Genomic DNA, 26,122 nt, shown 5'->3' with positions numbered 1-26,122 from the left:
GTTCCGGTCACCTATCTTTCACTAAAGATTCTATATACTGCCTTGTCATATTATCGACTTCCTGAATCGTTTCTAAATCTGGAAGGGCTATGACGGAATGCTGATTCAGCGCTTTTTCAATTAACGCCTCAATTTCAAGGAAGTTTACCTTTCCAGATAAGAATGCAGAGACTGCGGCTTCATTGGCGGCATTCAACACAGTAGTCATCGTTCCGCCCATTTTACCTGCTTTATAAGCGAATTGCAAACAAGGATATCTGGTGAAATCCATATCCCTAAAATGCAGTTTGCCTGCTTCAGCAAGGTTCAATCGTTTGCGGCCTGCCAGCGGAATACGGTCTGGATAAGTAAGTGCATATTGTATCGGCACCCGCATATCCGGAGTCCCCAGTTGTGCTATCACGCTGGAGTCATGAAACTCAACCATGGAATGGATGATGCTCTCCTTATGTAGCAATACATCAATTTTATCGTAGGGAAGATCGAATAGCCAATGGGCCTCGATCACTTCCAACCCTTTATTCATCATTGATGCTGAATCAATCGTGATTTTAGCTCCCATTGACCAGTTCGGATGGTTCAGTGCCTCTTCCACCGTTACATCCTTCAATTCTTCCCTGGTCCGATCTCGAAAACTGCCTCCTGAAGCAGTAATGACAAGACGTTCTATATTTTTTTCCTTTTCACCTTGCAGTGCCTGAAAAATAGCTGAATGCTCACTGTCAACCGGCAGCAATCTGACCCCCGCTTTTTTTGCTTCACTCATGACCAAATGACCTGCCGTCACCAACGTCTCCTTGTTGGCGATAGCAATATCCTTTTTTGCCTTTATTGCTTGAAGTGTCGGATAAAGACCCACGCTTCCGATGACGGCATTGACCAATATCGTCGCCTGACCATAAACAGCAACAGCAGTCAATCCCTCATCCCCATACATGAACTCGATATCTTTGCGGTTGGAGAATTCACTTTTCAAAACATGATAATCTTCTTCCGTCTGGACTGAAACCAGTTTCGGTTCAAACTCTTGTATATAAGTCCTGACCAATTCTATATTCTTTCCAGCAGAAAGCGCCACGATCTTGAATTGATCTGGATGGGACCTGACTACATCCGCCGTTTGTTGACCAATCGATCCTGTCGCGCCCAAAAGGCTGATATTTTTCAAATTGTTCATCTCCTAATTCATATAACGCTTGCCTATATTTATATTATAAAACATGCAATAAATGCAAAATCGGTAAAATGAAGATCACACTATCTAGCCTGTCCAAAATTCCACCATGTCCCGGGAGAAGATTCCCTGAATCCTTAACGCCATAATGACGTTTATACGCGGATTGGACGAGATCACCCAATTGGCCGAATACCCCAATGATTAATGAAATCAATAATAATTGTAATAACGTGTAATCAAGGCTGGAGAAGGCGTAAAATAAAACACCCACCACCATCGCGGATATTAACCCGCCGATAAATCCTTCCACCGTCTTGTTTGGACTTATTTCTGGCCATAGCTTTCTTTTACCAAGCGATTTACCAATGAAGTAGGCTCCGGAATCAGTTGCCCAGATCGTAAATAGGGTAAGCAGGATATAGATCAGCCCCAACCCCAAAGAGTCACGTGTTTCAAATAGGAAGTAGAAACCTATCCCCAAGTATAGGATTGAAATCACTAGAAAGCCTGCGTCATCAAAGGTAAAACGGTTTTTTGAAACGACTGTATAAAGTAACAGCAGCAAAACCCCGATCAAGAATACTTGAACTTTATCATAATTAATTTCTGCCAAAAAAGCGGTATGCTCATTAGGCAATAAAAGCACCCACAATAATATGTGAGAAAGAAATGCTTCAAAAGAAAGTACACGTAACTTTTTCATTTTCATCAGTTCGTACAAACCAATTGAACCTAACAGATAAACCGTCAGTAAAAAGGGAGTGCCCCCTAAAATGACTAGTGGAATGAAGATAGCGGCAACTACGACCGCCGTAATAATTCGTTGTTTCATTATTCCATTTTCCTCGCCTTCTACATTAAACGCCACCGAATCTTCGTGAACGCTTTTGATACTCCTCAACTGCCTGCAATAAATGCTCTTCACTAAAATCCGGCCACAGCACTTCAGTAAACCAAAGCTCCGTATAAGCAGACTGCCAAAGCATGAAATTACTTAAACGGATTTCACCGCTAGTACGGATCAGTAAATCGGGATCCGACAAATGTTTGGTCATCAGGTAACTGGATACCATTTCCTCCGTTACATTTTCCTTTATTATACCATTCTTAGCATCTTGAATGATGCTATTCACTGCAGATACAATCTCCCCACGGCTTCCATAGTTCAGGGCAAAATTCAGAATCATCCCATCATTGTCTTTCGTGTCTTCCATTGCCCGTTTAACGGCACTTTGAGTATGTGACGGAATGAGTGACAAGTCCCCAATCGTTTCAACTCTAACATTTTCGGAAATGAGCTCGGGCAAAAAAGTCCCAAGAAATTCCTGGGGCAGCTTCATCAAAAAGTCGACTTCACTTTTCGGGCGTTTCCAATTTTCAGTGGAAAACGCATAGACCGTCAAAGTTTTGACCCCTAATTTATTGGCAACTTTCGTAATTCTACGAACGGTTTTCATTCCTTCATGATGACCCGCCACACGTGGCAATGCACGCTTTTTGGCCCAACGGCCGTTCCCATCCATAATGATGGCGATATGCTGAGGAACATCAAACTGTTTAATATGCTGAATCCTATTTGTTACATCGGAAGAAGCATCTTTTTTAACGAAACGCTTCCAAAGTGAATACATATGTTAGTCCCCCATCAGGTTGTACTTATCTCTCTACAAAGGCAAAGTTTTTCGTGCACTATGTATATCAAGCTTTCTGCCGCTTAATAAGAATCTATATTATAATATCAAAAAAAAACTGGTTCTCATATTATTATTATGAAAATTATTTCCTCATTAGAAGCTTGAAAGGGAGAAATCATTCCTTCTTTTTTTCTGAAACCGATTATGACTGACATGAAAAATGCAAAAAAAAGGCCACCTCCAACGTTTGCATGCAACATACTAACTCAAGGAGTAATCATTATCGGAGAAACCTTATTATAACAGTTTTCTCCTTTAAGCACACCTATATGTTAGCACCAAGACATGACCCAGTATGGATTCGGCCCTCTTTATATAATCAATTCTTCAATGGAAATTATACTTCCAAAATTTCTTTTTCTTTATCTTTTGTAATTTCATCGATTTTCGTGATATTGCCATCTGTCATCTTTTGGATGTCATCAGCATAGCCACGCAAATCATCTTCAGTGATTTCACCACTTTTTTCAAGCTTTTTCAAATCATCATTAGCATCGCGACGCACATTACGGACAGCTATTTTTGCCTCTTCCGCTTCTTTTTTCACAACTTTCACAAGCTCTTTTCTGCGCTCTTCAGTTAACGCCGGGATGGCTATCCTGATGATCGATCCGTCATTAGAAGGATTTAAGCCTAAGTCTGATTTCAAAATAGCCTTTTCGATTTCACCCAATACCGTTTTATCATATGGTTGAATGACTAACAGTCTAGCTTCCGGGACAGAAATACCAGCCACCTGATTAACTGGTGTCGGCGAACCATAATAATCAATCGAGATTCTATCAAGCAATGAGGCATTTGCCCTTCCGGCACGGATGCTTGCTAATTCACGTGTGTACGCTCCAATGGCTTTTTCCATTTTCGTTTTCGCATTCGAAATAACTTGTTTCGGCATCTTTTATTTCCCCCTTACAATAGTTCCAAGCGTTTCGCCTAAAACGGCCCGTTTAATATTACCTTTTTCCATGATCGAGAAGACGATCAATGGAATATCATTGTCCATGCATAGTGAGGACGCAGTTGAATCCATTACTTCTAACCCTTCTTTAATCACATCAAGATAGGAAAGTTTATCATACTTCACTGCATTTTTGTCTTTAACCGGATCTGCATTGTATACGCCATCCACATTATTCTTCGCCATCAAGATGACATCAGCTTCAATTTCTGCAGCACGCAGGGCGGCAGTGGTATCCGTTGAGAAGTATGGATTACCTGTACCAGCTGCAAAAATCACCACTCTCTTTTTCTCTAGATGCCTGATTGCACGGCGTCTAATGTATGGTTCTGCTACTTGTCTCATCTCAATGGAAGTTTGCACGCGTGTTTCAATTCCAAGCTGATCAAGGCTGTCTTGTAATGCCAATGAGTTCATGACTGTAGCCAACATCCCCATATAATCGGCATTAGCACGATCCATGCCCATTTCACTGCCTATTTTCCCGCGCCAGATGTTTCCGCCACCGACAACAACAGCTACTTCCACATCAAGCTCAGCCACTTCCTTGACTTGTTCAGCAATGGATTTAATTACTGCAGGGTTAATTCCAAATCCTTCTTCACCGGCTAATGCTTCACCACTTAGTTTTAGAACGACACGTTTATATTTAGCGTTACTCATGAGAACCTCCAACTATGTAATCTTTTCATTCGTTCATCATGCTTTCTTGCAATACTGCCAAAAAATCATGACATTTCAAAAAATAGGGAACACAAGAGTGTTCCCCATTATTAATTATCCGACAATTAGTCTTTTTTAACTTGGTTCATTACTTCTTCAGCAAAGTTTTCTTGACGTTTTTCAAGACCTTCCCCTACTTCATAACGAACGAATGATTGGATTTTTCCGCCTTTTGATTCAACGAATTGTCCCACTTTTTGATCAGGGTTCTTAACGAAAGCTTGTTCGTTAACACAGATTTCTTCGTAGAATTTATTGATACGTCCTTCAACCATTTTCGCAACGATTTTTTCAGGTTTTCCTTCATTAAGAGCTTGCTGCGTAAGAACTTCGCGTTCGCGTTCTAATTCGCTAGCATCCACTTGGTCGCGAGAGATATATTTAGGGTTAATTGCAGCAATATGCATTGAAACGCTTTTAGCTGCCTCTTCGTCAGTTGTACCTTCAAGAACTGACAGTACGCTGATGCGTCCGCCCATGTGAAGGTATGCACCAAATGCGTCGTTATCTGTTTTAGAAACGACTTGGAAACGGCGAAGAGTTAATTTTTCCCCAATTTTAGCAACAGCAGCATTGATATGATCTGCAACTTTTGCTCCATTTTCCATTGTTTGCTCAAGAGCAGCTTCAACGCTTTCAGGTTTGTTCGCAAGAAGGAACCCAGCCAATTCCTTAACAAGAATTTGGAAGCCTTCGTTTTTAGCAACGAAATCAGTTTCAGAGTTCACTTCAAGAATAACCGCTTGGTTTCCTTCAACAACGATTGAAGTTAAACCTTCAGCAGCGATACGGTCGCCTTTATTAGCAGCTTTTGCAATTCCTTTTTCACGTAGGAAATCGATTGCCTTTTCCATATCGCCTTCTGTTTGTACAAGTGCCTTTTTACAGTCCATCATACCGGCACCAGTTTTTTCACGCAATTCTTTAACTAATTGTGCAGTGATTGCCATAATATATATCCTCCTCAAATTAAATGCAGTTTATTCAATCTTTACCCATTATTGCCAAAAAATACTTGTTATCATCAAAGAAAATAACGAGCTTTGACAACATTTCCAAAAAACATCCACTTTTACAGTCAATATGACGGAACTAAACCAGCTGATGATTTTCATCCCTTAAAAATCGCCCATACCTTTAAAAAAAGACATTCCGTATAGTGATTTTATGTATGTTTATTTAGTGCAAAAAAAAGGGATAAAAGGCATTATCCTCTTATCACCTTTTTTCTTACTGAATAAGCAACCTTTTTTACTTATTAAGCAGTAGTTGTTTCAGTTGCTGTTTCTTCGCCTTGTTTAGCTTCTAAGATAGCATCTGCCATTTTACCTGTTAATAATTTAACAGCACGGATTGCATCGTCATTCGCAGGAATAACTACATCGATTTCATCCGGATCACAGTTTGTATCAACGATACCAACAAGTGGAATGTGTAATTTGTGTGCTTCCGCAACAGCAATACGCTCTTTGCGTGGGTCGATAACGAAGATCGCATCTGGAAGAGTCTTCATATCTTTAATACCGCCTAAGAATTTCTCTAAGCGATCCCATTCTTTTTTAAGTTGGATAACTTCTTTTTTAGGAAGGACTTCGAAAGTTCCGTTTTCTTCCATTTTTTCGATATCTTTAAGACGAGCGATACGTTTTTGGATTGTTTCAAAGTTTGTTAAAGTTCCACCTAACCAACGTTGGTTTACATAGTACATACCAGAACGGATAGCTTCTTCTTTAACAGATTCTTGAGCTTGTTTTTTAGTTCCGACAAAAAGAACAGTACCGCCGTTAGCAGCTAGTTCCTTCACGAAGTTATAAGCTTCTTCAACCTTTTTAACTGTTTTTTGAAGGTCGATGATGTAGATGCCGTTACGCTCAGTGAAGATATATTTCTTCATTTTTGGGTTCCAGCGACGTGTTTGGTGTCCGAAATGCACACCAGCTTCAAGCAATTGTTTCATAGAAATGACTGACATTTTAGTTCCTCCTAAATGGTTTTGTTTTTCCTCCGCACCGATCATTTTCATACAGAAACTGTCGTAACAGCACCATCTGCAAGAATCACGGGGCGTGTGTATTAACACCATTTCATAATATATCATAATGACTCCGCACAATCAAGAGATAAGTTTATCTATTCATGCGAAACTTTAGTAATAGCTCTATCTCCGTTTGACCGCGACCTAACTTTTTGGGGATTTCCTCTATTGAATGTCCTTGATCCGCTAACATATCCACTTTTTCATTTAATGACCGTTCATTTAACGAAGCCTGCAGCATGTCCGAAAATTCCTTGGCAGCCTGCTTCCCTTGATTTTGAGGGGAAGTGGCAGCCGATGCAAGTTCCAATTTGTCCTCGACTTTTACGGGTAAAGCATTGGCCTCATTTTTTTCAGGCATTATTTTATAAGCGTTAATTGCCTGCTTTTTAGCGGCGGCACGACTTCCCGCTTTATACTCTAGCAGAATGTTTTGTTCTTGTTTTTCTTTCTTTGTTTCTTTGATTGAACTATGTTCTTGTCCTTTTTGTCCATGCTCAGGATTCATTGCCACCGAATTGTTGATTGCCTTTTCCAGTGTCTCGTTGTCCTCTTTCATCTCCATTAAATAACCAGACAAAAGTTGTTCCATTTCTCCAATGACGGCTTTTTGGTCTTTTTCCAACATGCTTAAACGATTTTGACGAAGATATAAAACGATGATGGCAAAAATGGTGAATATGTTCAATACAAACAACAGAAATATAAAAAATGCTGACATACTGCCTCCTAATTAACCGGAATAGTCAATCCTGTTACCTTTAAACGGATGGGGATCTTTTTTCACTGTTGTTTTTTCTTGATTACTTTCCCTATTCTCTTCTTGACAAAGTACAGTTCGAACATTCTGTGATTTCGAATCATTTATTGATGCAAGTATCCGTAAAAATTCTATCAAGTTGATTTACAGGGCTTTCTTCGTTCAATAGGAATCCCTTATGCCTTCCAGACTTCATAGCCCTCTTCAATGGAAGAATCTTCATTAAATCTTTTGATCTTGCATCGTGTTTCTTAATTTATAGATCGCTTTCGAGTGAATTTGGGATATCCGTGACGTAGATAGGCTCATCACTTGTCCGATTTCGGTTAACGTCAGTTCTTCTTTATAAAAAAGCTGTAAAACCAACTGTTCTTTTTCATTTAGGGTTTCAATGACTTTGGCTAATTCCTCATACAGTTCGTCCCTTAACACATGTTCCTCAGGTAAATCCGCCTTTTCATCTTTAATATGAAAATTCGCGCTTTCTTTATCGTCCTCTTGGGGATTTTCATCCATCGATAGTACATTGGCAAAGAAATTCTCATTTAATGCAGCATATACTTCATCTTCCGGAATATTCAATTCAGCGGCAATCTCAGTTGGCGAAAGGTTCCTCATGTATTGCTGCTCCAGCTTCTCTATTGCAGATTCAATTTTCTTGGCTTTATCTCTTGCACTCCGTGGAAGCCAATCCTCTTTTCTTAATCCATCTAAAATGGCACCACGAATTCTAAATGATGCATATGTGTCAAACTTGAGGTCACGCTTCGTATCAAAACGTTCCAGGGCATCGAATAACCCCATCATCCCTAAACTCCTTATATCATCCCGGCTCACATTTTTAGGAAGACTTACTGAAATACGTTGAACATGGTACGATACGAGAGGTATGTATTTCTTTACCAAAATGTACCCGGCTAGCGGATCTCTGCAATCCACCCAATTTTTCCAACATGACTGCTCTTCTTCGATGGTCAGATAAGACATTGGACATCCTCCTAACATTGTTATACGATTTGTGATCAATACGGCCCTTAAAGCCATACATGCAATAATAATTCGGTTGCAAATGTACCTGTCATATTTTTGGCTTTTCAAAAGCCAAATCCAATCCAATATGTTTTTAGTCCCTTTTGTAAAGGTCCGTATATTTAGCAGACAATCATTTAAATTGAATTCAATCGTTCTTCCGCTATTCCCGCCAACATCTTCGGCAACGATTCTAATCCGCAAGTCAGATAACTCTTTCCGGACAGCTTCCACATTCCGGGGTCCGATTCTCATTAAATCCCCTCCGGAGGCAAATTGAAACATTTGTGCTCCTCCAGCCAGCTTCGCTTTGAGGAATGGCATTCTTGCGCCTTCTTTGACTAATACCTGCACTAATTCCTTTATCGCCGTATCTGCAAATTTGGCAACATTGATCTGTCCCGATTTTGCGAGTGAAGAGTCTGGAAGCATGATATGGGCCAAACCTGCAATTTCTTTTTTTTCATCATAAATCACAACACCGACACACGATCCCAAACCTGAAGTACGAATCGTATAGGGAGGTTTTATTATATTCATATCCGCTATTCCAACCTTAACAACCTGGACCTTTACGGATTCAGTCATTAGGTGAAACTCCTAAGGCGGAAAAAATGATATCAAAAAATTCGGGATCAGGTAATGCTTCCCTCACTTTAATCTTGCAGAATGAATTCAGGCGTGTTGCCAAGGATTTCGTGAAACCGGGGGGCATATGCTGGACAATGAGTATGGGAGCAACAATTTCTACTGGGAGTCCTGTCAAGACAGTCTGCAGAGCTCTCGGGCCTCTGTTGATGTACCGATGACTATTATCTTCTTGTATCCATAGGATCATTTTTTTTAGTTTTTTTTCGTTTTTTGACAATCCAGTTGAATCTATTTTACTATATTTTCCCCAAATAGATGGGCTTCTTTCAATATTTTTCGCATTTTTTTCTAGTTTGTGAACATTTGCCCTGCTGGCAGCCATAACTTTTTCATGGAGTTCTTTCTTGATTTTTTGTAAATCAATGAAACGGCTCCCGAAGGTTTAGCTACAAAGTCAAAGGCTCCACTGTTCATGGCGGCAAATGTATTTTCCGTTCCTTTTTTCGTGGCGCTTGATAACATGACTACAGCGGTTGGACATTCATTCATTATCCGGTTTAATGCTTCCAATACGTCCATAATCGGCATTTCCACATCCAAAGTTACGACATCGGGTTTTAATGTTAATGGCATCTCTTCCATTCCTGGCAGTCCCGATGACTTCCACCCTGCTATCTTCTGCTAAAAACTCTGAAATTAACTTTCTCATAAATGCAGAATCGTCTTCTATCAGCACTTTTACTTTACCCATAAAAGGAAACCTACTTTCCAAAAAAATATCTCTTCATACTTTGGAGGAAATGGCTTTTTTGCAAAGTCAATTCTACCCCAAATGAATGATTTGCATATCTCGAAGTAATGTCCACAATGGCTTTGGATACATCGGCTTCAGAATCGAAAAGGAGAAAGGGCATTTGGCATTTTCTGGTGATTGAAAAGTATTTGAAAATAACTCCACATCGATCACCTCTCTCTATAATTAATAAATAATTACATTATCAATAAATTAACCCAGTGCATTTACGTTTTTAATTTTAAAGAAACATTATAACTATGTCCATAAACAATACATAGACTTTAGACCTATTATGGTCGAAAATTGTCATAAATTGCTCAAATTTGCCGTTTTTATTAGTATGATTACAGGGTTAATATTACGTAATATTACATTTCAATATGATATTCTACATATTAACCAAATTTTACTTCTGTTAGCTTTTTTATCATATCGAAAAACAAATCTATATAACTGATACTTTAGAACTAATTTTCACATTCACTTTCAATTAATTATTTCAATTTAGTTGATTTCACCCTTTAAAATAAAGGATTTATAAGAGAACAAAGGTTTACTGCCTTTTTTCTTTTTTTGAAAAAAAAACGTTTTTTCAAAACGCTGATTCATTCGACAAAATTCCCTAATGGCTAAACCCGTTATCCATAGAGTTTTAGTAATCAAAAAGTTTCAACAACGTTCATTTTCACTATTACAATAGTTATAATAGTATAATTATCTTTTTTAAGAAAAGTTTAACTAGTTTTTCAATTCTAATAGAAAACAAGCCTATATACACATTTCCCTTTAATTCGAATTACCTCTTTCTCCTTTCTCCCCCTGACATTCACCCGCTTTTGCTTATTAGTCCCAGAGAGCAACAGATCCAAATACCACAAAAAAAAGCAGCCCTTTTTCAAGGACTGCCTTTCTATATGTTAATTATTTTTAAGCTTCTCTAATTCAAGAAGGAATTTATCGTTCAATACCTTGATATAAGTACCTTTCATTCCAAGAGAGCGTGATTCAATGACCCCTGCACTTTCCAGTTTCCTTAGGGCATTTACGATAACGGAACGGGTGATACCGACACGGTCCGCAATTTTTGATGCTACAAGCAGACCTTCATTACCTTTAAGTTCCTCAAAGATGTGCTCTATTGCTTCCAATTCACTGTAAGATAACGAGGAAATCGCCATTTGAACGACAGCTTTACTACGAGCTTCCTCTTCTATCTCTTCTGATTTTTCACGAAGGATTTCCATACCGACTACAGTCGCACCATATTCAGCCAAAATTAAATCATCATCGTGAAATTTTTCTTGTAAACGGGCAAGAACCAATGTTCCTAAACGTTCTCCACCACCCATAATCGGTACGATCGTTGTTAATCCAGTTGCGAAAAGCTCTTTGTTTTCGACTGGGAAAGCAGTATATTCGCTTTCGATATCAAGGTTCGAAGAGGTTTCGGGAATATTGAACAGGTTTTTTGTGTACTCTTCAGGGAATTGTTTATCTTCCAACATTTTGTACATGCGTTCGTTTTCAATTTGCTGACTTACCGCGATGCCAAGTAATTTCCCGCGGCGGCTGACGACGAATACATTCGCTTCGATAACTTCACTTAAACTTTCAGCCATTTCCTTGAAGTTAACTGCTTTACCTGCTGCCTTTTGGAGCATTGCATTGATTTTTCTTGTTTTTGCTAATAAATTCATTTGATTTGTTCCTCCTAAAAATACCATGGTTCACAATAACTATGAAGTTGTATTTCCGTAATTTTATGTTCATTGCGTAGGCAAATCATTGCCAAAATTGTTTCTAATTAAAGGATAAACTGGCTTAAATCTTTGTTCCGGGCGATAGAACCAAGCTTACCTTCGACATATTGGGGTGTAATTGTAATCTTCTCCATCGTTATTTCCGGAGCTTCAAAAGATAAGTCTTCAAGCAACCGTTCCAAAATGGTATGAAGTCTTCTTGCACCTATATTGTCTGTGTTTTGATTTACTTCGAAGGCCACTTCTGCTATCTTACGAACAGCATCGTCAGAAAATTCAATTTCTATACCTTCAGTTTCCAATAAAGCAACATATTGTTTTAACAAGGCATTATCCGGTTCATGAAGAATCCGTACAAAGTCGTCTACAGTCAGTTTGTTCAATTCAACACGAATTGGGAATCTACCTTGTAATTCAGGGATAAGGTCGGATGGCTTAGCCATATGAAAGGCCCCTGCAGCAATGAATAGGACATGATCCGTTTTAACGGAACCATATTTAGTCACTACTGTTGAACCTTCAACTATTGGCAGGATATCCCTTTGGACACCCTCTCTTGATACATCCGCTGATGAACTTCCAGATTGCTTACTCGCAATTTTGTCTATTTCATCTATGAAAATGATCCCATTTTGCTCAGCCCCGTATACTGCATCTGAAGTTACTTCATCCATATCAATCAATTTTGCCGCTTCTTCATTTGTTAAAACGGTTCTCGCTTCACTTACTTTCAATTTGCGCTTCTTGCTTTTTTTCGGCATCAAGCTTCCTAAAGCATCCTGCATGTTCATCCCCATTTGTTCCATTCCCGAACCTTGGAGCATATCAAACATCGAAGCAGCCTGTTCTTCCACTTCGACCGTTATCATTTCACTTTCCAGCTCACCATTAGCCAGCTTCTCAGCGACGATTTTTCTTTTTTCCTGCAAACTTAAATCTTCGGAATTTTCTTCCGGGTCCTGTTCGTCTTGATTGTTATTGCCTCCAAAAAAGACTTCAAGAGGATTCTTGAAATTACTCTGTTTTTTTGTTGATGGCACTAATAACTCTATTAGGCGGCGATTTGCATTTTCTTCTGCCCGTTCCTTTACGCTGGCCATCTTTTCTTCCTTCACGAGGCGGACGGAAGTCTCAACCAAATCACGAACCATGGACTCTACATCACGGCCGACATACCCGACTTCCGTAAATTTTGTTGCTTCAACTTTTACAAAAGGAGCACCTACCAATTTAGCCATTCTCCGAGCTATTTCTGTTTTCCCAACACCTGTCGGTCCAATCATTAATATATTCTTCGGAACGACTTCATCACGAAGTTGATCCGAGAGAAGGGAACGTCGGTAGCGATTCCGAAGAGCCACTGCCACTGCCCGTTTTGCCTCACGCTGCCCAACGATATACTGATCCAGTTTTTCAACGATTTGCCTCGGTGTTAAATTAGCTTTTTTTGACATTTGCGCTCCTCCTTACAACTCTTCCACGATTATATTCGTATTCGTAAATACACAAATTTCCGCTGCAATTTGTAAAGATGATTGAGCGATATCCTTTGCCGATAAATGGTCACTGGAAAACCGCATCAATGCCCTGCCGGCAGCCAGTGCATAATTCCCTCCCGATCCTATGGCGAGAATCCCGTCATCCGGTTCAATTACTTCCCCGGTACCAGAAACGAGCAGCAAATGGTTCTTATCCATCACGACTAGCATTGCTTCCAGCTTTCTCAAAACATTGTCACTTCTCCATTGCTTTGCCATTTCGACGGCAGCACGCTGAAGATTGCCATTATACTCTTCAAGTTTGGCTTCGAACATCTCAAATAAAGTGAATGCATCTGCAACGGAACCAGCAAAACCTGCAAGAACATTACCATTAAAGATTTTTCTCACTTTCCTCGCTGTATGCTTCATCACTACTGAATTTCCTAAAGTAACCTGCCCATCACCGGACATGGCACATTCACCTTTATGATGCACTGCAAATATCGTTGTCATAAAGTGTCCCCTTTCAACATTTAAGGCCGCGGATGTGATGCATTGTAGACTTTTTTCAATTGGTCTTTTGTAACATGCGTATACACTTGCGTTGATGAAATTTTAGAATGACCAAGCAATTCCTGAACCGTGCGAATGTCCGCCCCATTATTCAATAGGTGTGTAGCAAACGAATGCCTTAGCATGTGGGGATGAAGACTTCCATCTGCGGCTGACTTTTTAATCAATTCATTCAATATATAGCGAACTCCCCTAGGTGTCAGAGGGTCTCCACGAAAATTAACAAATAAATAAACATGCGCCTTGGCGTCAGACGAAGTCAATTCCATCCTGGCTGTACGTATGTATAAATCTATCGCTTCCTGTGCATATCTACCAACCGGAACGTAGCGATCCTTTTTTCCTTTTCCATGGATCAGTACCGTCCCTAAGGAAAGATCGATATCCTGCAGTTTAATATCACAACATTCACTTACGCGAATGCCTGTAGCATACAATAATTCCAGTAAGGCATTGTTCCTTATTCCTATCGGTGAATCTTTCTTTAAAGAAGAAAACAACTGATCCATTTCCTTCTCATAAAGAAACCGTGGCAGTCTTTGATCCTTTTTAGGTAAAGAAGCAAGGGAAAAAGGGTTATCCTTCACATCACCTTCACGCAGTAAAAATTTATAAAGGCTCCGCAAGCAAGAAGTTTTTCTTGCAACAGTGCGCTTAGAAAGTTTTTTCTCATATAAATTCGTTAAATATAACCGGACATCAAGATATTCAACGGACGTGATGTCCTCAATCCCCTGTTCATTAAGGAACAGAAAAAATTCGTGAATATCACGTTTGTAATTTTCAATGGTGTAATGTGAACTGTTCTTTTCAATTTGTAAATATTCGATGAAGGATGATAATGCCTTTTTTTGATTAATCATGGAAACACCTCGCAAAGGCTAATAAATAGTATCATACTTTAAAACAGCAGGCAAATATTTTACAAATTTTTCACAAAGTTCTGAATTGTGTCCAAAGCGCGTTTAGCATGTGTTTCGTTCCGCTCTTTTTTGGATTTGATTCTCACTTCAAGGTCTGGAAGCAATCCAAAGTTGGCATTCATCGGCTGGAAGCTCTTACCATTAGTCGACGTTATGTACCTTGCCATGCTGCCCATCGTCGTCTCCGCAGGGAAAATGATAGGCTCCAAACCTTCGACGATCCTTGCAGCATTGATACCTGCTACAAGTCCCGACGCAGCCGATTCAACATACCCTTCAACTCCAGTCATCTGACCGGCAAAGAATAAATCATCGCGATTCTTGAATTGGTACGTTGGCTTCAAAACATTAGGTGAGTTTATGAAAGTGTTTCTATGCATGACCCCATAACGTACAATTTCCGCATTTTCCAATCCAGGTATGAGCTGCAATACTTCTTTTTGCGGCCCCCATTTCAAATGTGTCTGAAAACCAACAATATTGTAAAGTGTTCCTGCCGCATCATCCTGACGCAATTGAACTACAGCAAAAGGGCGTTTTCCCGTTTTTGGATCTTCTAGGCCAACAGGCTTCAATGGACCAAATAACATCGTTTTCTTCCCACGTGATGCCATCACTTCAATCGGCATGCAGCCTTCAAAAAAGATCTCTTTTTCGAATTCTTTAAGCGGGACTGTTTCAGCAGCAATCAATGCATCATAAAAGCGGTCAAACTCTTCTTCCGTCATCGGACAGTTCAAATAAGCCGCTTCCCCTTTATCATAACGGGATTTCAAATAAACTTTATCCATATTGATGCTGTCTTTTTCAAGAATTGGTGCGGCAGCATCATAAAAGTACAAGTATTCTTCATCCATGATTTGCTTTAAGCTATCAGATAGTGACTGACTTGTAAGCGGACCGGTTGCAATGACGGTAGGACCTTCCGGAATTTCCGTCACTTCTTCATTAATGACCGTCACATTTGGATGATTTTTGACCCTTTCCGTAACAAGACCGGCAAATTCATGACGATCAACAGCTAATGCACCGCCAGCAGGTACAGCACAAGCATCCGCTGCGGACATGATGACCGAATCCAGTATACGCATTTCTTCTTTTAATACACCAACTGCATTTGTTAACGTATTTGCCCGAAGTGAATTGGAACAAACAAGTTCAGCGAATTTATCGGTATGATGGGCTGGCGTTTGTTTTACAGGGCGCATTTCGTATAGATCGACTTTAATTCCTCTTTTAGCTAACTGCCACGCCGCTTCACTTCCAGCAAGCCCAGCACCGATTACACTTACTTTTGTTTCTTTCATTTTTCGAACCTCCATGTATAGATATGATAAGACAGGATCATTTATCATTAAAACTGCTTTCCAGAAGTTTCATTTTTAACGATATCTATGTATTTATACCCGAAATACTCATTCCTGCTAACGATTATTTTAAAGATATGCCATCCATATTCACTAAAAGGGTAACGGACGCAAATAGGAATTATATCTTTAAAAGAATGTACTTGTCCACTGAATTTTACATCACATGGCCTAAATAAAAAAGTTTCAAGCTTTATCCATTTTCTTCTTGGAAGTAAATCCACATATCACCATGATATCATACTTCCCTGAACATAAAGAAACCCGGCCAATGCCGAGTCCATTTATATTTAGGATTTTTCGATAGTTCACAAGGAAAGTAAACGATTTCACGGCCTTTTCTATGCTTGGGGCATTTCTTTAAAATCACAATCCATGCACTGGACCTGGACTCCTTTTTTGAGTTTTTTCTCAACAAGTGTACCTTCACATTTTGGACAACTCCGCGGCAGCGGTTTATCCCAAGATATGAAGTCACATCCAGGGTAGGTATCACACCCGTAAAATATGCGTCGTTTTTTACTCTTCCTTTCAATGATATTTCCTTCTTTACATTTTGGGCATTTGACCCCGATTTCCTTGACGATTGGTTTGGTGTTACGGCAATCCGGGAAATTACTGCATGCCATGAACTTTCCATAACGTCCCATCTTAAAGACCATCCCATGTCCGCACTCCACGCAATCTTCACCTGCAGGTTCATCTTTGATTTCAATTTTCTCCATCTCGACTTCGGCCTTGGCCAAATGAATGGCAAATTCTTTATAAAATTCATCGATGACCTTAATCCATTCAATATTGCCTTCCTCAACGCTGTCAAATTCCTGTTCCATCTTGGCAGTGAACTCTGCATCGAGAATATCCGGGAAGAATTCGCGTATCAATTCGAGAACGATCTCACCAAGCTCTGTCGGGATGAACCGTTTATTATCCAAGGTAACATAGCCCCGTTTTTGGATCGTATCCAAGGTAGGCGCATATGTAGAAGGACGGCCTATTCCCAGTTCCTCTAGGGTCTTGACCAGACGGGCTTCAGTATATCGGGGCGGAGGCTGTGTAAAATGCTGCTTCGGTTCGATATCTTTTGAAAAGAATTGATCTCCTTTTTTCACATCCGGAAGTGCATTTTCCTTTTCTTCCACCGAGTCATCGGATCCTTCAACATATACCTTCATGAAACCCGGAAATTTAATTTTTGAACCATTTGCCCTGAAGATGACATCCCCGTTATGCAGGTCGATGCTCATCGTATCCATGACCGCCGAAGACATTTGACTGGAAACGAATCGTTCCCAAATCAATTTATAAAGACGGAATTGATCTCTGGATAAGAACTCCTTGACTACACCCGGTTCACGTAATGTGCTTGTTGGCCTGACCGCTTCATGCGCGTCCTGGGCATTAGTTTGTTTTTTCTCCTTGCGCTGCTCGACCTGAACATATTCTTTACCATAATTATTTTGAATGAACGTATGGACTTCCTCTTTGGCACTATCTGAAATACGGGTCGAATCGGTTCTCATATAAGTGATTAACCCGACTGTACCTTCCTTGCCAAGCTCGATTCCTTCATAAAGCTGCTGAGCAAGCATCATGGTTTTCTTCGCACGGAAATTCAATTTACGTGCCGCTTCCTGTTGCAGGGAAGAAGTTGTAAAAGGTGCTGCTGGATTGCGCCTTCTTTCCTTTTTAGCCACAGCTCCTATCGTAAATTCGCCGCCATTTAAAGAAGCGAGCACTTTTTTGACGTCCTCTTCGGTATTTAATTCCTTCTTCTCGCCGCCAAGGCTGAAGAAAGAACCTTCAAACTGTTCTTTCCCTTTTACAAAATCAGCCTTGATTGTCCAATACTCTTCCGGAATAAAATCTTTGATCTCCTTCTCCCGGTCAATGATCATCCGTACAGCAACCGATTGGACCCGTCCCGCGCTTAAGCCTTTTTTCACCTTTTTCCACAATAACGGGCTTATATTGTATCCGACCAAACGGTCCAAGACCCTTCTTGCCTGCTGAGCATCAACCAATTTCATATTTATTGGCCTAGGCGATTTAAATGATTCCTTGATAGCCTCTTTCGTGATCTCGTTGAATACCACGCGGCAATCTGAGTTAACGTCAACATCAAGACTGTGAGCCAAATGCCAGGCAATCGCTTCCCCTTCCCTGTCGGGGTCAGCCGCGAGATAGATTTTTTTCGCTTTTTTTGCAGCGGTTTTCAATTCTTTTAAAACCGGGCCTTTGCCACGGATAGTTATATATTTAGGTTCATATTCATGTTCAACATCGACACCCATTTGACTTTTAGGCAAATCGCGTACATGCCCCATGGAAGCCTTTACTTTATATTTTTTTCCCAAGTAACGTTCTATTGTTTTCGCCTTTGCGGGCGATTCCACAATCACTAAGTATTCTGACATCCAATAAATCCTCCTCAAAGAGGTAATATAAATCTTCACTATTATTAATCATTCAAAAATCATTTGTCAACACCTCTTTATTTTTCAAAGCATGCTGATTCATTTATTTCTAGTTTTTTGACAAGAGGTGCCATTTGCAAAACTTATAACAGTTTTACAATATTTTCAACCTTTTTGTCTAATAATTCAACCCAACCTTCAAAAAAAGCACCTATTTTTTCAATTTTCCCGTTTGATTCTCCGTCTATCTTCTATATTATATTGTTCAAAACTCTTCCTCGATCTGCCTGGAGCTAAAAACAAGTTTGGCACCATCATAAATCAATTGATTGGTACCCAGTGATTCAGGGCTCGTAACATTACCAGGAAGCGCAAATACTTCCCTGCCGTGTTCCAAAGCAGCTTGTGCCGTAATAAGGGAACCGCTTCTTTCTTTTGCCTCCACCACGAATACGCCCTGTGATAATCCGCTGATGATTCGATTCCTAAGTGGAAACATCCATGGTTCCGCCTTCACTTCCGGTGGAGTCTCAGATATAAGCAGGCCTTTATTCATGATTTCTTCAGCAAGGGTAAAATTGGATTTCGGATATATTTGCTTAAGCCCTCCGCCTAAAACCCCGATCGTATCTCCGCCTTCCCTTAATGTGATCTTATGTGACTCTGCATCGATTCCAGCCGCCATTCCGCTTATGATCACGAACTTTTTCTTTACAAGCGGTAATAGAATCGTTTTTAAGGCCTCCAGCCCATACGAGGTTGGCTTGCGTGTTCCAACAACACCTAGGGTATTCTTCCTTGTTAAAAGCTTCTTATCACCTTTAAAATAAAGAACCCACGGAGGATCGAATATTTGCTTTAGCAAAAAAGGATATTCATCATCGAAGATCGTCAAACAATGGATTTGGCTATCTTCGTATTTTTTAAGTATTTCGATGGAATGGAGTGAATGTAAATCTTTGAGAAAGAGGTTAAGCTTATTTGAAGGGGTAGGGAGCATTTTTGCCCATTCAACGTAATTCGTCGTGAACAGGGAAGATAATGATGGGTCTTTGGACATGATTGCTTGGATTGTTTTCCATCCTGCTCCGCGGCAATGATGGAGATGGATTAACTTTTCTTTTTTATTCAATCGGAAACGCCCCTAATCGGATATTTTTAAAGGTAGGTTGATAGTGATGTACTTGGTCTCTCCCGAGGAAATTCGAGGAAATAAAGACCGACCCACAAAAAGGTCGGCCCAGCTTAAATCAATGTGTTTTACAAGGTTCGTAAATATCTTTTTCTTTTAAAACGGAAATCAATGTTTCTCCCATTACGGAAGGAGTTTCGGCTACTTTAATTCCACATTCGTTCATGACGCGGATTTTCTCGTCAGCCGTCCCTTTTCCTCCTGAGATAATGGCACCAGCATGTCCCATGCGTTTACCGGCAGGAGCCGTACGGCCACCAATGAAACCAACAACTGGCTTAGTCATATTTTCCTTCACCCAGATTGCCGCTTCTTCTTCTGCTGTTCCGCCGATTTCCCCGATCATGATCACCGCATGTGTTTCTGGATCTTCATTGAACGCTTTTAAAACATCAATGAAATCCGTTCCGTTAACGGGATCTCCACCGATACCGACAGCCGAAGATTGCCCGATGCCTGCTTGCGATAATTGGTGAACAGCTTCATATGTCAAAGTTCCAGAACGGGAAACTACGCCTACATGGCCTTTTTTGTGGATATACCCTGGCATGATACCAATCTTACACTCTTCAGGAGTAATGACACCCGGGCAGTTCGGTCCGATCAAGCGAGTTTTTTTGCCTTCCATGTAGCGCTTCACCTTGACCATATCCAGTACAGGAATATGTTCCGTGATACAAATGGCAAGATCAAGTTCCGCGTCTACGGCTTCAAGAATTGCATCGGCAGCAAATGGTGCCGGTACATAGATAACAGATGCACTCGCGCCGGTTTCAGTGACAGCTTCGGAAACTGTATTGTATACAGGTACCCCTTCCACTTCTGTTCCACCTTTACCCGGAGTGACTCCCCCTACGATTTTCGTGCCGTATTCCAACATTTGTTTTGTATGAAATAATGCTGTTGAACCAGTGATTCCCTGAACGATCACTTTCGTATCTTTATTAATATAAACGCTCATTATGTTCCCCCCTGCCTATTATCCTACAAGTGATACTATTTTTTGTGCTCCATCTGCCATTGATTCAGCAGCCGTAATATTTAAACCTGACTCTTTTAGAATCCTTTTGCCAAGGTCCACATTCGTTCCTTCAAGACGAACAACAAGAGGGACATCCAGTCCAAGCTCTTTGGCAGCAGCCACGACGCCTGTAGCGATGATGTCACATTTCATGATTCCTCCGAAGATATTAACGAAGATGCCTTTAACATTTTGATCGGAAAGGATGATTTTGAAAGCCTCTTTTACTTTTTCCTCAGTGGCGCCGCCACCAACATCAAGGAAGTTAGCCGGATCTCCCATATAATGTTTAATGATGTCCATCGTCGCCATAGCAAGCCCGGCACCATTAACCATGCATCCGATATTTCCGTCAAGCGATATGTAACTTAGGCCATGTTTTGATGCTTCAATCTCTTTCGCATCCTCTTCATCCAAATCACGGTACTCCGCGATGTCCTTATGGCGGTAAATCGCATTATCATCGAAATTCAATTTAGCATCAAGCGCCATTACATCGCCGTCGCCCGTTACCACTAATGGGTTGATTTCTGCGATTGAGCAATCCTTATCAACGAAAGCTGTATATAGGTTAATCATCAGTTTAGAAGCTTTATTTATAAGTGAAGCCGGAATATTGATATTGAATGCAATCCTCCGTGCTTGGAAACCAGTCAGGCCGACAACCGGATCGATTACTTCTTTGAATATTTTCTCTGGTGTCTTTTCGGCCACTTCCTCAATTTCCGTACCGCCTTCTTCAGAAGCCATCAATACGACACTGTCCGTAGCACGGTCAAGGACAAGCCCGATATAATACTCTTTAGTAATGTCGCAGCCTTCTTCAATAAGTAAACGCTTAACTTCCTTGCCTTCAGGTCCCGTTTGATGGGTCACCAGTGTCTTGCCAAGAATCTCTTCTGCATATGTACGTGCTTCATCAAGATTCTTCGCTACCTTGACTCCGCCGGCTTTACCGCGGCCGCCCGCATGAATTTGAGCTTTGACGACAACAACTTCCGTACCTAACTCCTTCGCTGCTTCAACTGCTTCATCAACAGTAAAGGCAACCCGGCCATTTGGAACGGATACCCCGTATTGTCGCAATATCTCTTTCCCCTGATACTCATGGATATTCATTTCCCATCCTCCTTATCTACTAAAAAACAACTTTGAAATTTAATGCGTGTTTTCTCTATCATATTACAACAAAATTCTCCCTCGTGCATAATATTCTTTCACATAATTTTTGAAATATTATTATAATATACTTCCTTACCCTTTAATAAAATAGAAAAAACCTTCTGCGCCGTTGTGTTTTTTTCTTATTAATACCATTTATTTCGGATCTGCAATTCTAGTATAAATAGAGTCATATTTCTATCAAAAAACACTTCCATGAAAGCCTTTTCAATCTTTTGATCCAAAGATATCCTCATGAAAAACTACTGTTAAAACCTGGTCTTGATTCAAAGGAAAAGCAAAAGGACAAAGCCATGGCCTTGTCCTTTAACTAATAGTTCAGTATTTTTTTAATATAATGAAAAAACGTCAGTGATTTCCCTAATATTCTACATAAACCAACAGAAACCCATTGGTGAAACCAAATGGTTAGTCTCCTACTAATTCATGCCCTTGTCAACTTTATAAATGAATGCAAATACCTCTGCAACAGCTCCATACAATTCTTCCGGAATCGTTTGATTTATATCCAATTGACCTAAAAGTGCAGCAAGCGATTCGTCCCTATGGACCGGTATATCGTGTTTCATGGCCTTTTCCATAATAGCTTCAGCCGTTTTCCCTTTCCCCTTGGCCAATATGACGGGCGCTTTGGATGTCTTTTGATCATACTTTAAAGCAATGGCTTCTTTTCGTTTATCTTTTATCATATTCGAATATCCACTCCACTATATGAACCCGCTTCTGAAAAAGGAATCGGTTCCCCCTAAGGTCCCGCTCTTTTTCATATACGGGATTAACAAACGAAACTCCTGATAATCTGTAATCCATTTTCCCAAGATTCTCTCTCAGGATGCCAAGATATTGACCGGCCGCCTCTTCAAGGGTTGCACCATGCCCATTGATGACCGTCACCTTTATGATTCGGTTTTGAACCTGCATGTCGATGACGGTCTCTTCAAGGCGCTCCAATTCTAAATAAAATAGGACTCGTCAGTAATCCGGGTCTATTTTGCCTTCTTTTGTCTTCCTTCCGCTCCATTGTAACGTCAGATCCGTTTGAGTAGACCCCAGATTGAGTGGAAGTGTAAGGAGTAAATTCTGAATCGGCCCGTTTTCCTGTGAAAGGATCTGTTGCGCAGTAATCCGATTCAGGATTTGTTCTGCCATCTCCTTGATAGCTGCCGGAATTTGCTCATTCAGCAATTTAAGCAGCAGTGGTTTAAGTGTCTCTAAATCATTGGGGAAATCCGCCATATCATCTCCTGGAAGATTAATGAGTGCATGTTCCAGCTGGAGTCCAAGGATCTTGGTCATTTCTTTCAGTTGGTGTGCGACAGAAGGTCCATTGGTAAAATCGATTGATTGAAAATCAGCTGCCAATACATGTAAAAGGACCAGCTTCTCATTAATCCTAGCATATTGGGCCTCAGGAGGCTCATTAAGCGACTTAAACAGTAACCCAGCCGCTTTACCCTTCGACTCAGCTACTTGCTCTGTGTCCATATTCAAGTAGCCTATAAGGTCATTCACTTCTATTTTTCCGCCTACCGCCTTTGTAGCTATCGCGCTTCGGCAAAAGCATTCTGGAGTATATGAAAGGCAAGAGGGGTAAGTTTTTCTGCAGAAATGTTTTTTCTCTGCATCGAGTGGATATCAATCGGCAGTTTTGCCTTCTCGTGATCATGACTATTCAATATGCGGTTAATAGCCATTTCGATTTCTTCAACATGTGCAAATGCTCCGCCTTTAGCCTCGGAAAGCAGCTGCAATCCTTGGTGTAATTTATCAATCGCTGAATTTTTAGGAATACCGGATTTAACCTCAGCTCCATCCACTAAACTTTCCAGAAAGACGGATTCCGTCATTCCCTTTGGAACGAAAGCCGTCTTTTGAAGCAGGGAAAATGCCCCGGATTTCATTTCTGGCGTTGAATCGGAATTCAGCCAAGTGGTCACAAGTTTTTGCAAACCGATTTGTTGAAGCTGGTTCTGTTTGGCAACATGTAAAGAGTCCAATACCTCCTTTAGTTTGGAGGCAGTCCCCGTTACTGCCCCACCATCCTGCAGCTGCTGCCTGAAGCCACTGAGGAGTTTGTGGAAAGGTTCACCTTTGGACTGCGTAAATAATGCATCAAATACACCTTTTACAAAAGGCAGTTGCTGAATGAACATTGTTTTTATTACAGGCAGACCAACCTCTGCAGCATCAGCAGCTTTTAACCATTGCAAAGCGGATCGAAAAGTCTCCTTGGTTATCGGAAGGCGGTTTGTCAGCAGGTATTCGGCAAGCTTGGTTGCGGCCGGTTCAGGTTTTATGCCGAGGTGAGCGATCAATTGTGCAACTGTTCCCTTTAAGCCAGAAACGTTCAAATTGGGGGAATCTAAAGCTTTTAACACGACAGACCCCTCAATTGGTTGCTGCACTTGAAACCAATACTTCACTCCTGTACGAAGCGGGATATCAAGAGTGGCAACCATTTTTTGATGGCCAAACTGTACCTCGGACGTTTCGTTAAGAAAAACCTTATTCACCTTCCCGAAAAGGATTTGCCCGTTTTTCAAACACGCAGTTCCTTTTATTTCAATGGGTGAAGCTACGGGTTGACTGATTGCTATGGATTGCACCACTCATCCCCCCTTATTCCTTCGTTCGTGCAGCGATTTCCTTAACTGGCGCAAAACTTCTTCTATGCCAAGGTGTAAGCCCGTGTATGTCGAGCGCTTCTAAATGTTGGCTTGTCCCGTAACCCATGTGCTTTTCAAAACCATATTCCGGATATTTTTCACCATATTCCTTCATCATCCTATCACGAGTCACCTTGGCTATTATGGATGCCGCAGAGATGCTAATGCTTCTTGCGTCACCCTTTATGAGCGAAAGCTGGGGAATCGGCACATCCAGTTCCATCGCATCGATCAACAAATGATCCGGAAGTTCTGACAGATCGTTAACTGCAGCCACCATTGCCTTTTTCGTAGCTTGATATATATTGATTTCATCAATTACTTCGCTATGTACAACACCTACACCTACGGATATCGCTTCCTTAAAAATCATCTCATAAAACTGTTCCCTTTTTGACTCCGGAATCTTTTTAGAATCATTAAGCCCTGGCAAATAAAAAGAATCAGGCAAGATGACTGCACTTGTCACAACCGGTCCTGCCAGAGGTCCTCTTCCCACTTCATCGATGCCAGCGAGAATGGAAAACCCCTGTTTCCTTAATTGCCTTTCAAACTCTGTCATTTCCGTGAAAGCATCCCTTACCTGTTGTTCTTTTTCATAAGTTCTTTGCCATTTGTTTACTAAGTCGGTTACTCCCTTCCGACCGTCCTCCCGACATTTCTTTAAAAATAAATCTTCAGGCTCTCTTATCGTCTTTAACTTTAAGGAGATTTCCTTAATGCTCATTGCAGTTATCATCTTTTATCACCCATCATTTTAATTATCGGCAGTCTTGCTTCCTTTCTACAGTTCAAACAAAAATACGGAGCGGAAAAGAGACATCAAAAAGAAAAAATCTTTTCGACATCCAACTCCAGCTCCGTATTACAACACTCAAGTCAATGTTAATCTTATTCGGGGATATCATCCTTTTCATATTCCGAAGGAACCTCGAACGTAAGCGGGCCCATCTTTTCTGAACGGATTTCACGTACGACCAACTCTGCGGTTTTGTCATAATCGATGAAGCCCCCAGATGCTAAACAGCCCCTGAACTTTCCGACAGCATCAAACAATTCGAGCGTTTCCTGTGGAATTACATCCAGGTTATAACGGGATTTCAGTCTTTCCGGGTATTCTTTTTCCAAAAAGCGAAGGCCGTATAATGAGACTTCGTGCAAGTTTAAAATCGTATCCTTGATCGCACCTGTCAACGCAAGCTTCAAACCTACTTCTTGATCCTCGAATTTCGGCCAGAGAATCCCCGGCGTGTCGAGCAATTCCAATTCCTTACCCACTTTTATCCATTGCTGCGCTTTAGTGACTCCAGGTGTATTTCCTGTTTTGGCAATGTTCTTTTTGGCAAGTCGATTGATTAAAGTCGATTTCCCCACGTTCGGAATGCCGACTATCATGGCACGGATCGCTCTCGGCTTTATTCCTCTTGATTCCATCCGCTCATACTTTTCTTTTAAAAGATTTTTGGATGCAGCTGTAATCTGGTTTAAACCGTTTCCTGCCTGTGAGTTAATGGCAATCGCCGTTTTCCCCTGCGATTTATAATGTTCCAGCCACATATTCGTTTTTGCCGGATCGGCCATATCAGCTTTATTCAAAAGGATGACCCTCGGTTTATGCTGAATGATTTCGTCGATCATCGGATTTCGTGAAGATGCCGGAATCCGGGCATCCACAAGTTCAAAGATAATGTCGATCAGTTTTAATTTCTCTGTTACTTCCCGTCTTGCTTTGGCCATATGGCCAGGGAACCACTGTATTGTCAATGGAATCCACCTT

At 40.8% G+C, this 26,122-nt stretch carries 26 protein-coding genes and 1 pseudogene; all 27 read right to left on the bottom strand.

What is annotated here, in order from left to right:
- Positions 1-7 precede the first annotated feature (7 nt).
- The 27 genes and pseudogenes from dxr to ylqF all read right to left on the bottom strand — a co-directional run bounded on the left by dxr (position 8) and on the right by ylqF (position 26,109).
- A complete protein-coding gene (gene dxr / locus NYE65_RS20555; RefSeq protein WP_340861539.1) occupies positions 8-1,168 on the bottom strand; it encodes a 1-deoxy-D-xylulose-5-phosphate reductoisomerase in 1,161 nt (386 codons plus the stop codon).
- A 43-nt stretch (positions 1,169-1,211) separates the two neighbouring features.
- On the bottom strand, positions 1,212-2,009 hold the full coding sequence (locus NYE65_RS20550) for a phosphatidate cytidylyltransferase (protein ID WP_034315397.1): 798 nt from the start codon (positions 2,007-2,009) through the stop codon (positions 1,212-1,214).
- A gap of 25 nt (positions 2,010-2,034) precedes the next feature.
- Complete coding sequence (locus NYE65_RS20545) at positions 2,035-2,808, bottom strand: isoprenyl transferase (RefSeq protein WP_034313634.1); 774 nt, start codon at positions 2,806-2,808, stop codon at positions 2,035-2,037.
- Positions 2,809-3,208: 400 nt separating this feature from the next.
- The gene (gene frr / locus NYE65_RS20540) at positions 3,209-3,766 is read right to left on the bottom strand and encodes a ribosome recycling factor (RefSeq protein WP_034313637.1); all 558 of its coding nucleotides are present in this window, start codon (positions 3,764-3,766) and stop codon (positions 3,209-3,211) included.
- Positions 3,767-3,769: 3 nt separating this feature from the next.
- Positions 3,770-4,492 (bottom strand): UMP kinase, encoded by a 723-nt coding sequence (gene pyrH, locus NYE65_RS20535; RefSeq protein ID WP_034313639.1) that lies wholly within the window; start codon positions 4,490-4,492, stop codon positions 3,770-3,772.
- Between the two features lie 125 nt (positions 4,493-4,617).
- Positions 4,618-5,502, bottom strand: coding sequence for a translation elongation factor Ts (tsf, locus tag NYE65_RS20530; protein ID WP_034313641.1), 885 nt, complete (start codon positions 5,500-5,502; stop codon positions 4,618-4,620).
- 308 nt (positions 5,503-5,810) lie between these two features.
- On the bottom strand, positions 5,811-6,524 hold the full coding sequence (gene rpsB, locus NYE65_RS20525) for a 30S ribosomal protein S2 (RefSeq protein WP_034313644.1): 714 nt from the start codon (positions 6,522-6,524) through the stop codon (positions 5,811-5,813).
- A 154-nt stretch (positions 6,525-6,678) separates the two neighbouring features.
- Positions 6,679-7,308 (bottom strand): hypothetical protein, encoded by a 630-nt coding sequence (locus NYE65_RS20520; protein WP_340861538.1) that lies wholly within the window; start codon positions 7,306-7,308, stop codon positions 6,679-6,681.
- Between the two features lie 261 nt (positions 7,309-7,569).
- The gene (locus NYE65_RS20515) at positions 7,570-8,334 is read right to left on the bottom strand and encodes a FliA/WhiG family RNA polymerase sigma factor (protein ID WP_340862157.1); all 765 of its coding nucleotides are present in this window, start codon (positions 8,332-8,334) and stop codon (positions 7,570-7,572) included.
- Positions 8,335-8,502: 168 nt separating this feature from the next.
- Positions 8,503-8,808: pseudogene (locus NYE65_RS20510) on the bottom strand (chemotaxis protein CheD); the annotation flags it as partial.
- A 148-nt stretch (positions 8,809-8,956) separates the two neighbouring features.
- Positions 8,957-9,349: a chemotaxis protein CheB gene (locus tag NYE65_RS20505; protein ID WP_340861537.1), complete on the bottom strand. Its 393-nt coding sequence runs from the start codon at positions 9,347-9,349 to the stop codon at positions 8,957-8,959.
- Positions 9,316-9,600, bottom strand: a complete 285-nt coding sequence (locus NYE65_RS20500; protein WP_340861536.1) for a response regulator — start codon at positions 9,598-9,600, stop codon at positions 9,316-9,318. Before NYE65_RS20500 ends, NYE65_RS20505 begins: the two co-directional genes overlap by 34 nt.
- 1,080 nt (positions 9,601-10,680) lie before the next feature.
- Entirely contained in the window at positions 10,681-11,460 is a 780-nt protein-coding gene (gene codY / locus NYE65_RS20495) for a GTP-sensing pleiotropic transcriptional regulator CodY (protein ID WP_057278408.1), read from the bottom strand.
- A 107-nt stretch (positions 11,461-11,567) separates the two neighbouring features.
- On the bottom strand, positions 11,568-12,977 hold the full coding sequence (gene hslU, locus NYE65_RS20490; protein ID WP_048684871.1) for an HslU--HslV peptidase ATPase subunit: 1,410 nt from the start codon (positions 12,975-12,977) through the stop codon (positions 11,568-11,570).
- A gap of 12 nt (positions 12,978-12,989) precedes the next feature.
- On the bottom strand, positions 12,990-13,517 hold the full coding sequence (gene hslV, locus NYE65_RS20485; RefSeq protein WP_340861535.1) for an HslVU peptidase proteolytic subunit: 528 nt from the start codon (positions 13,515-13,517) through the stop codon (positions 12,990-12,992).
- Between the two features lie 20 nt (positions 13,518-13,537).
- Positions 13,538-14,440, bottom strand: a complete 903-nt coding sequence (gene xerC, locus NYE65_RS20480; protein WP_048684877.1) for a tyrosine recombinase XerC — start codon at positions 14,438-14,440, stop codon at positions 13,538-13,540.
- Between the two features lie 59 nt (positions 14,441-14,499).
- Positions 14,500-15,807 carry an FADH(2)-oxidizing methylenetetrahydrofolate--tRNA-(uracil(54)-C(5))-methyltransferase TrmFO gene (gene trmFO, locus NYE65_RS20475; RefSeq protein WP_048684880.1) on the bottom strand — a complete coding sequence of 436 codons (1,308 nt, stop codon included), beginning with the start codon at positions 15,805-15,807 and terminating at the stop codon, positions 14,500-14,502.
- A 401-nt stretch (positions 15,808-16,208) separates the two neighbouring features.
- Positions 16,209-18,284, bottom strand: a complete 2,076-nt coding sequence (gene topA, locus NYE65_RS20470; RefSeq protein WP_034313673.1) for a type I DNA topoisomerase — start codon at positions 18,282-18,284, stop codon at positions 16,209-16,211.
- 265 nt (positions 18,285-18,549) lie between these two features.
- Entirely contained in the window at positions 18,550-19,416 is an 867-nt protein-coding gene (gene dprA / locus NYE65_RS20465) for a DNA-processing protein DprA (protein ID WP_340861534.1), read from the bottom strand.
- A gap of 118 nt (positions 19,417-19,534) precedes the next feature.
- The gene (gene sucD, locus NYE65_RS20460; protein WP_057278412.1) at positions 19,535-20,437 is read right to left on the bottom strand and encodes a succinate--CoA ligase subunit alpha; all 903 of its coding nucleotides are present in this window, start codon (positions 20,435-20,437) and stop codon (positions 19,535-19,537) included.
- A gap of 18 nt (positions 20,438-20,455) precedes the next feature.
- Positions 20,456-21,616 carry an ADP-forming succinate--CoA ligase subunit beta gene (gene sucC / locus NYE65_RS20455; RefSeq protein WP_340861533.1) on the bottom strand — a complete coding sequence of 387 codons (1,161 nt, stop codon included), beginning with the start codon at positions 21,614-21,616 and terminating at the stop codon, positions 20,456-20,458.
- A gap of 482 nt (positions 21,617-22,098) precedes the next feature.
- On the bottom strand, positions 22,099-22,368 hold the full coding sequence (locus tag NYE65_RS20450; protein ID WP_340861532.1) for an EscU/YscU/HrcU family type III secretion system export apparatus switch protein: 270 nt from the start codon (positions 22,366-22,368) through the stop codon (positions 22,099-22,101).
- Complete coding sequence (locus NYE65_RS20445; protein WP_340861531.1) at positions 22,355-22,600, bottom strand: hypothetical protein; 246 nt, start codon at positions 22,598-22,600, stop codon at positions 22,355-22,357. Before NYE65_RS20445 ends, NYE65_RS20450 begins: the two co-directional genes overlap by 14 nt.
- 51 nt (positions 22,601-22,651) lie before the next feature.
- The gene (locus NYE65_RS20440) at positions 22,652-23,191 is read right to left on the bottom strand and encodes a hypothetical protein (RefSeq protein WP_340861530.1); all 540 of its coding nucleotides are present in this window, start codon (positions 23,189-23,191) and stop codon (positions 22,652-22,654) included.
- A gap of 29 nt (positions 23,192-23,220) precedes the next feature.
- Complete coding sequence (locus NYE65_RS20435; protein ID WP_340861529.1) at positions 23,221-24,285, bottom strand: hypothetical protein; 1,065 nt, start codon at positions 24,283-24,285, stop codon at positions 23,221-23,223.
- Positions 24,286-24,298: 13 nt separating this feature from the next.
- Positions 24,299-25,081, bottom strand: a complete 783-nt coding sequence (locus tag NYE65_RS20430) for a ribonuclease HII (protein ID WP_445670459.1) — start codon at positions 25,079-25,081, stop codon at positions 24,299-24,301.
- Between the two features lie 155 nt (positions 25,082-25,236).
- Complete coding sequence (gene ylqF / locus NYE65_RS20425) at positions 25,237-26,109, bottom strand: ribosome biogenesis GTPase YlqF (RefSeq protein ID WP_340861528.1); 873 nt, start codon at positions 26,107-26,109, stop codon at positions 25,237-25,239.
- Between the last annotated feature and the right edge of the window lie 13 nt (positions 26,110-26,122).

The sequence above is a fragment of the Peribacillus sp. FSL R5-0717 genome (assembly GCF_038002945.1).
Taxonomy (GTDB): domain Bacteria; phylum Bacillota; class Bacilli; order Bacillales; family DSM-1321; genus Peribacillus; species Peribacillus frigoritolerans.
This window is presented reverse-complemented; position numbering and strand designations above follow the sequence as displayed.

Excerpts from the sequence above, each read along its gene's own strand:
- NYE65_RS20550 (WP_034315397.1), bottom strand. The coding sequence starts at position 2,009 with ATGAAACAACGAATTATTACGGCGGTCGTAGTTGCCGCTATCTTCATT.
- NYE65_RS20545 (WP_034313634.1), bottom strand. The coding sequence starts at position 2,808 with ATGTATTCACTTTGGAAGCGTTTCGTTAAAAAAGATGCTTCTTCCGAT.
- frr (WP_034313637.1), bottom strand. The coding sequence starts at position 3,766 with ATGCCGAAACAAGTTATTTCGAATGCGAAAACGAAAATGGAAAAAGCC.
- pyrH (WP_034313639.1), bottom strand. The coding sequence starts at position 4,492 with ATGAGTAACGCTAAATATAAACGTGTCGTTCTAAAACTAAGTGGTGAA.
- tsf (WP_034313641.1), bottom strand. The coding sequence starts at position 5,502 with ATGGCAATCACTGCACAATTAGTTAAAGAATTGCGTGAAAAAACTGGT.
- rpsB (WP_034313644.1), bottom strand. The coding sequence starts at position 6,524 with ATGTCAGTCATTTCTATGAAACAATTGCTTGAAGCTGGTGTGCATTTC.
- NYE65_RS20520 (WP_340861538.1), bottom strand. The coding sequence starts at position 7,308 with ATGTCAGCATTTTTTATATTTCTGTTGTTTGTATTGAACATATTCACC.
- NYE65_RS20515 (WP_340862157.1), bottom strand. The coding sequence starts at position 8,334 with ATGTCTTATCTGACCATCGAAGAAGAGCAGTCATGTTGGAAAAATTGG.
- NYE65_RS20505 (WP_340861537.1), bottom strand. The coding sequence starts at position 9,349 with ATGGCTGCCAGCAGGGCAAATGTTCACAAACTAGAAAAAAATGCGAAA.
- NYE65_RS20500 (WP_340861536.1), bottom strand. The coding sequence starts at position 9,600 with ATGCCATTAACATTAAAACCCGATGTCGTAACTTTGGATGTGGAAATG.
- codY (WP_057278408.1), bottom strand. The coding sequence starts at position 11,460 with ATGAATTTATTAGCAAAAACAAGAAAAATCAATGCAATGCTCCAAAAG.
- hslU (WP_048684871.1), bottom strand. The coding sequence starts at position 12,977 with ATGTCAAAAAAAGCTAATTTAACACCGAGGCAAATCGTTGAAAAACTG.
- hslV (WP_340861535.1), bottom strand. The coding sequence starts at position 13,517 with ATGACAACGATATTTGCAGTGCATCATAAAGGTGAATGTGCCATGTCC.
- xerC (WP_048684877.1), bottom strand. The coding sequence starts at position 14,440 with ATGATTAATCAAAAAAAGGCATTATCATCCTTCATCGAATATTTACAA.
- trmFO (WP_048684880.1), bottom strand. The coding sequence starts at position 15,807 with ATGAAAGAAACAAAAGTAAGTGTAATCGGTGCTGGGCTTGCTGGAAGT.
- topA (WP_034313673.1), bottom strand. The coding sequence starts at position 18,284 with ATGTCAGAATACTTAGTGATTGTGGAATCGCCCGCAAAGGCGAAAACA.
- sucD (WP_057278412.1), bottom strand. The coding sequence starts at position 20,437 with ATGAGCGTTTATATTAATAAAGATACGAAAGTGATCGTTCAGGGAATC.
- sucC (WP_340861533.1), bottom strand. The coding sequence starts at position 21,616 with ATGAATATCCATGAGTATCAGGGGAAAGAGATATTGCGACAATACGGG.
- NYE65_RS20450 (WP_340861532.1), bottom strand. The coding sequence starts at position 22,368 with ATGATAAAAGATAAACGAAAAGAAGCCATTGCTTTAAAGTATGATCAA.
- NYE65_RS20445 (WP_340861531.1), bottom strand. The coding sequence starts at position 22,600 with ATGCAGGTTCAAAACCGAATCATAAAGGTGACGGTCATCAATGGGCAT.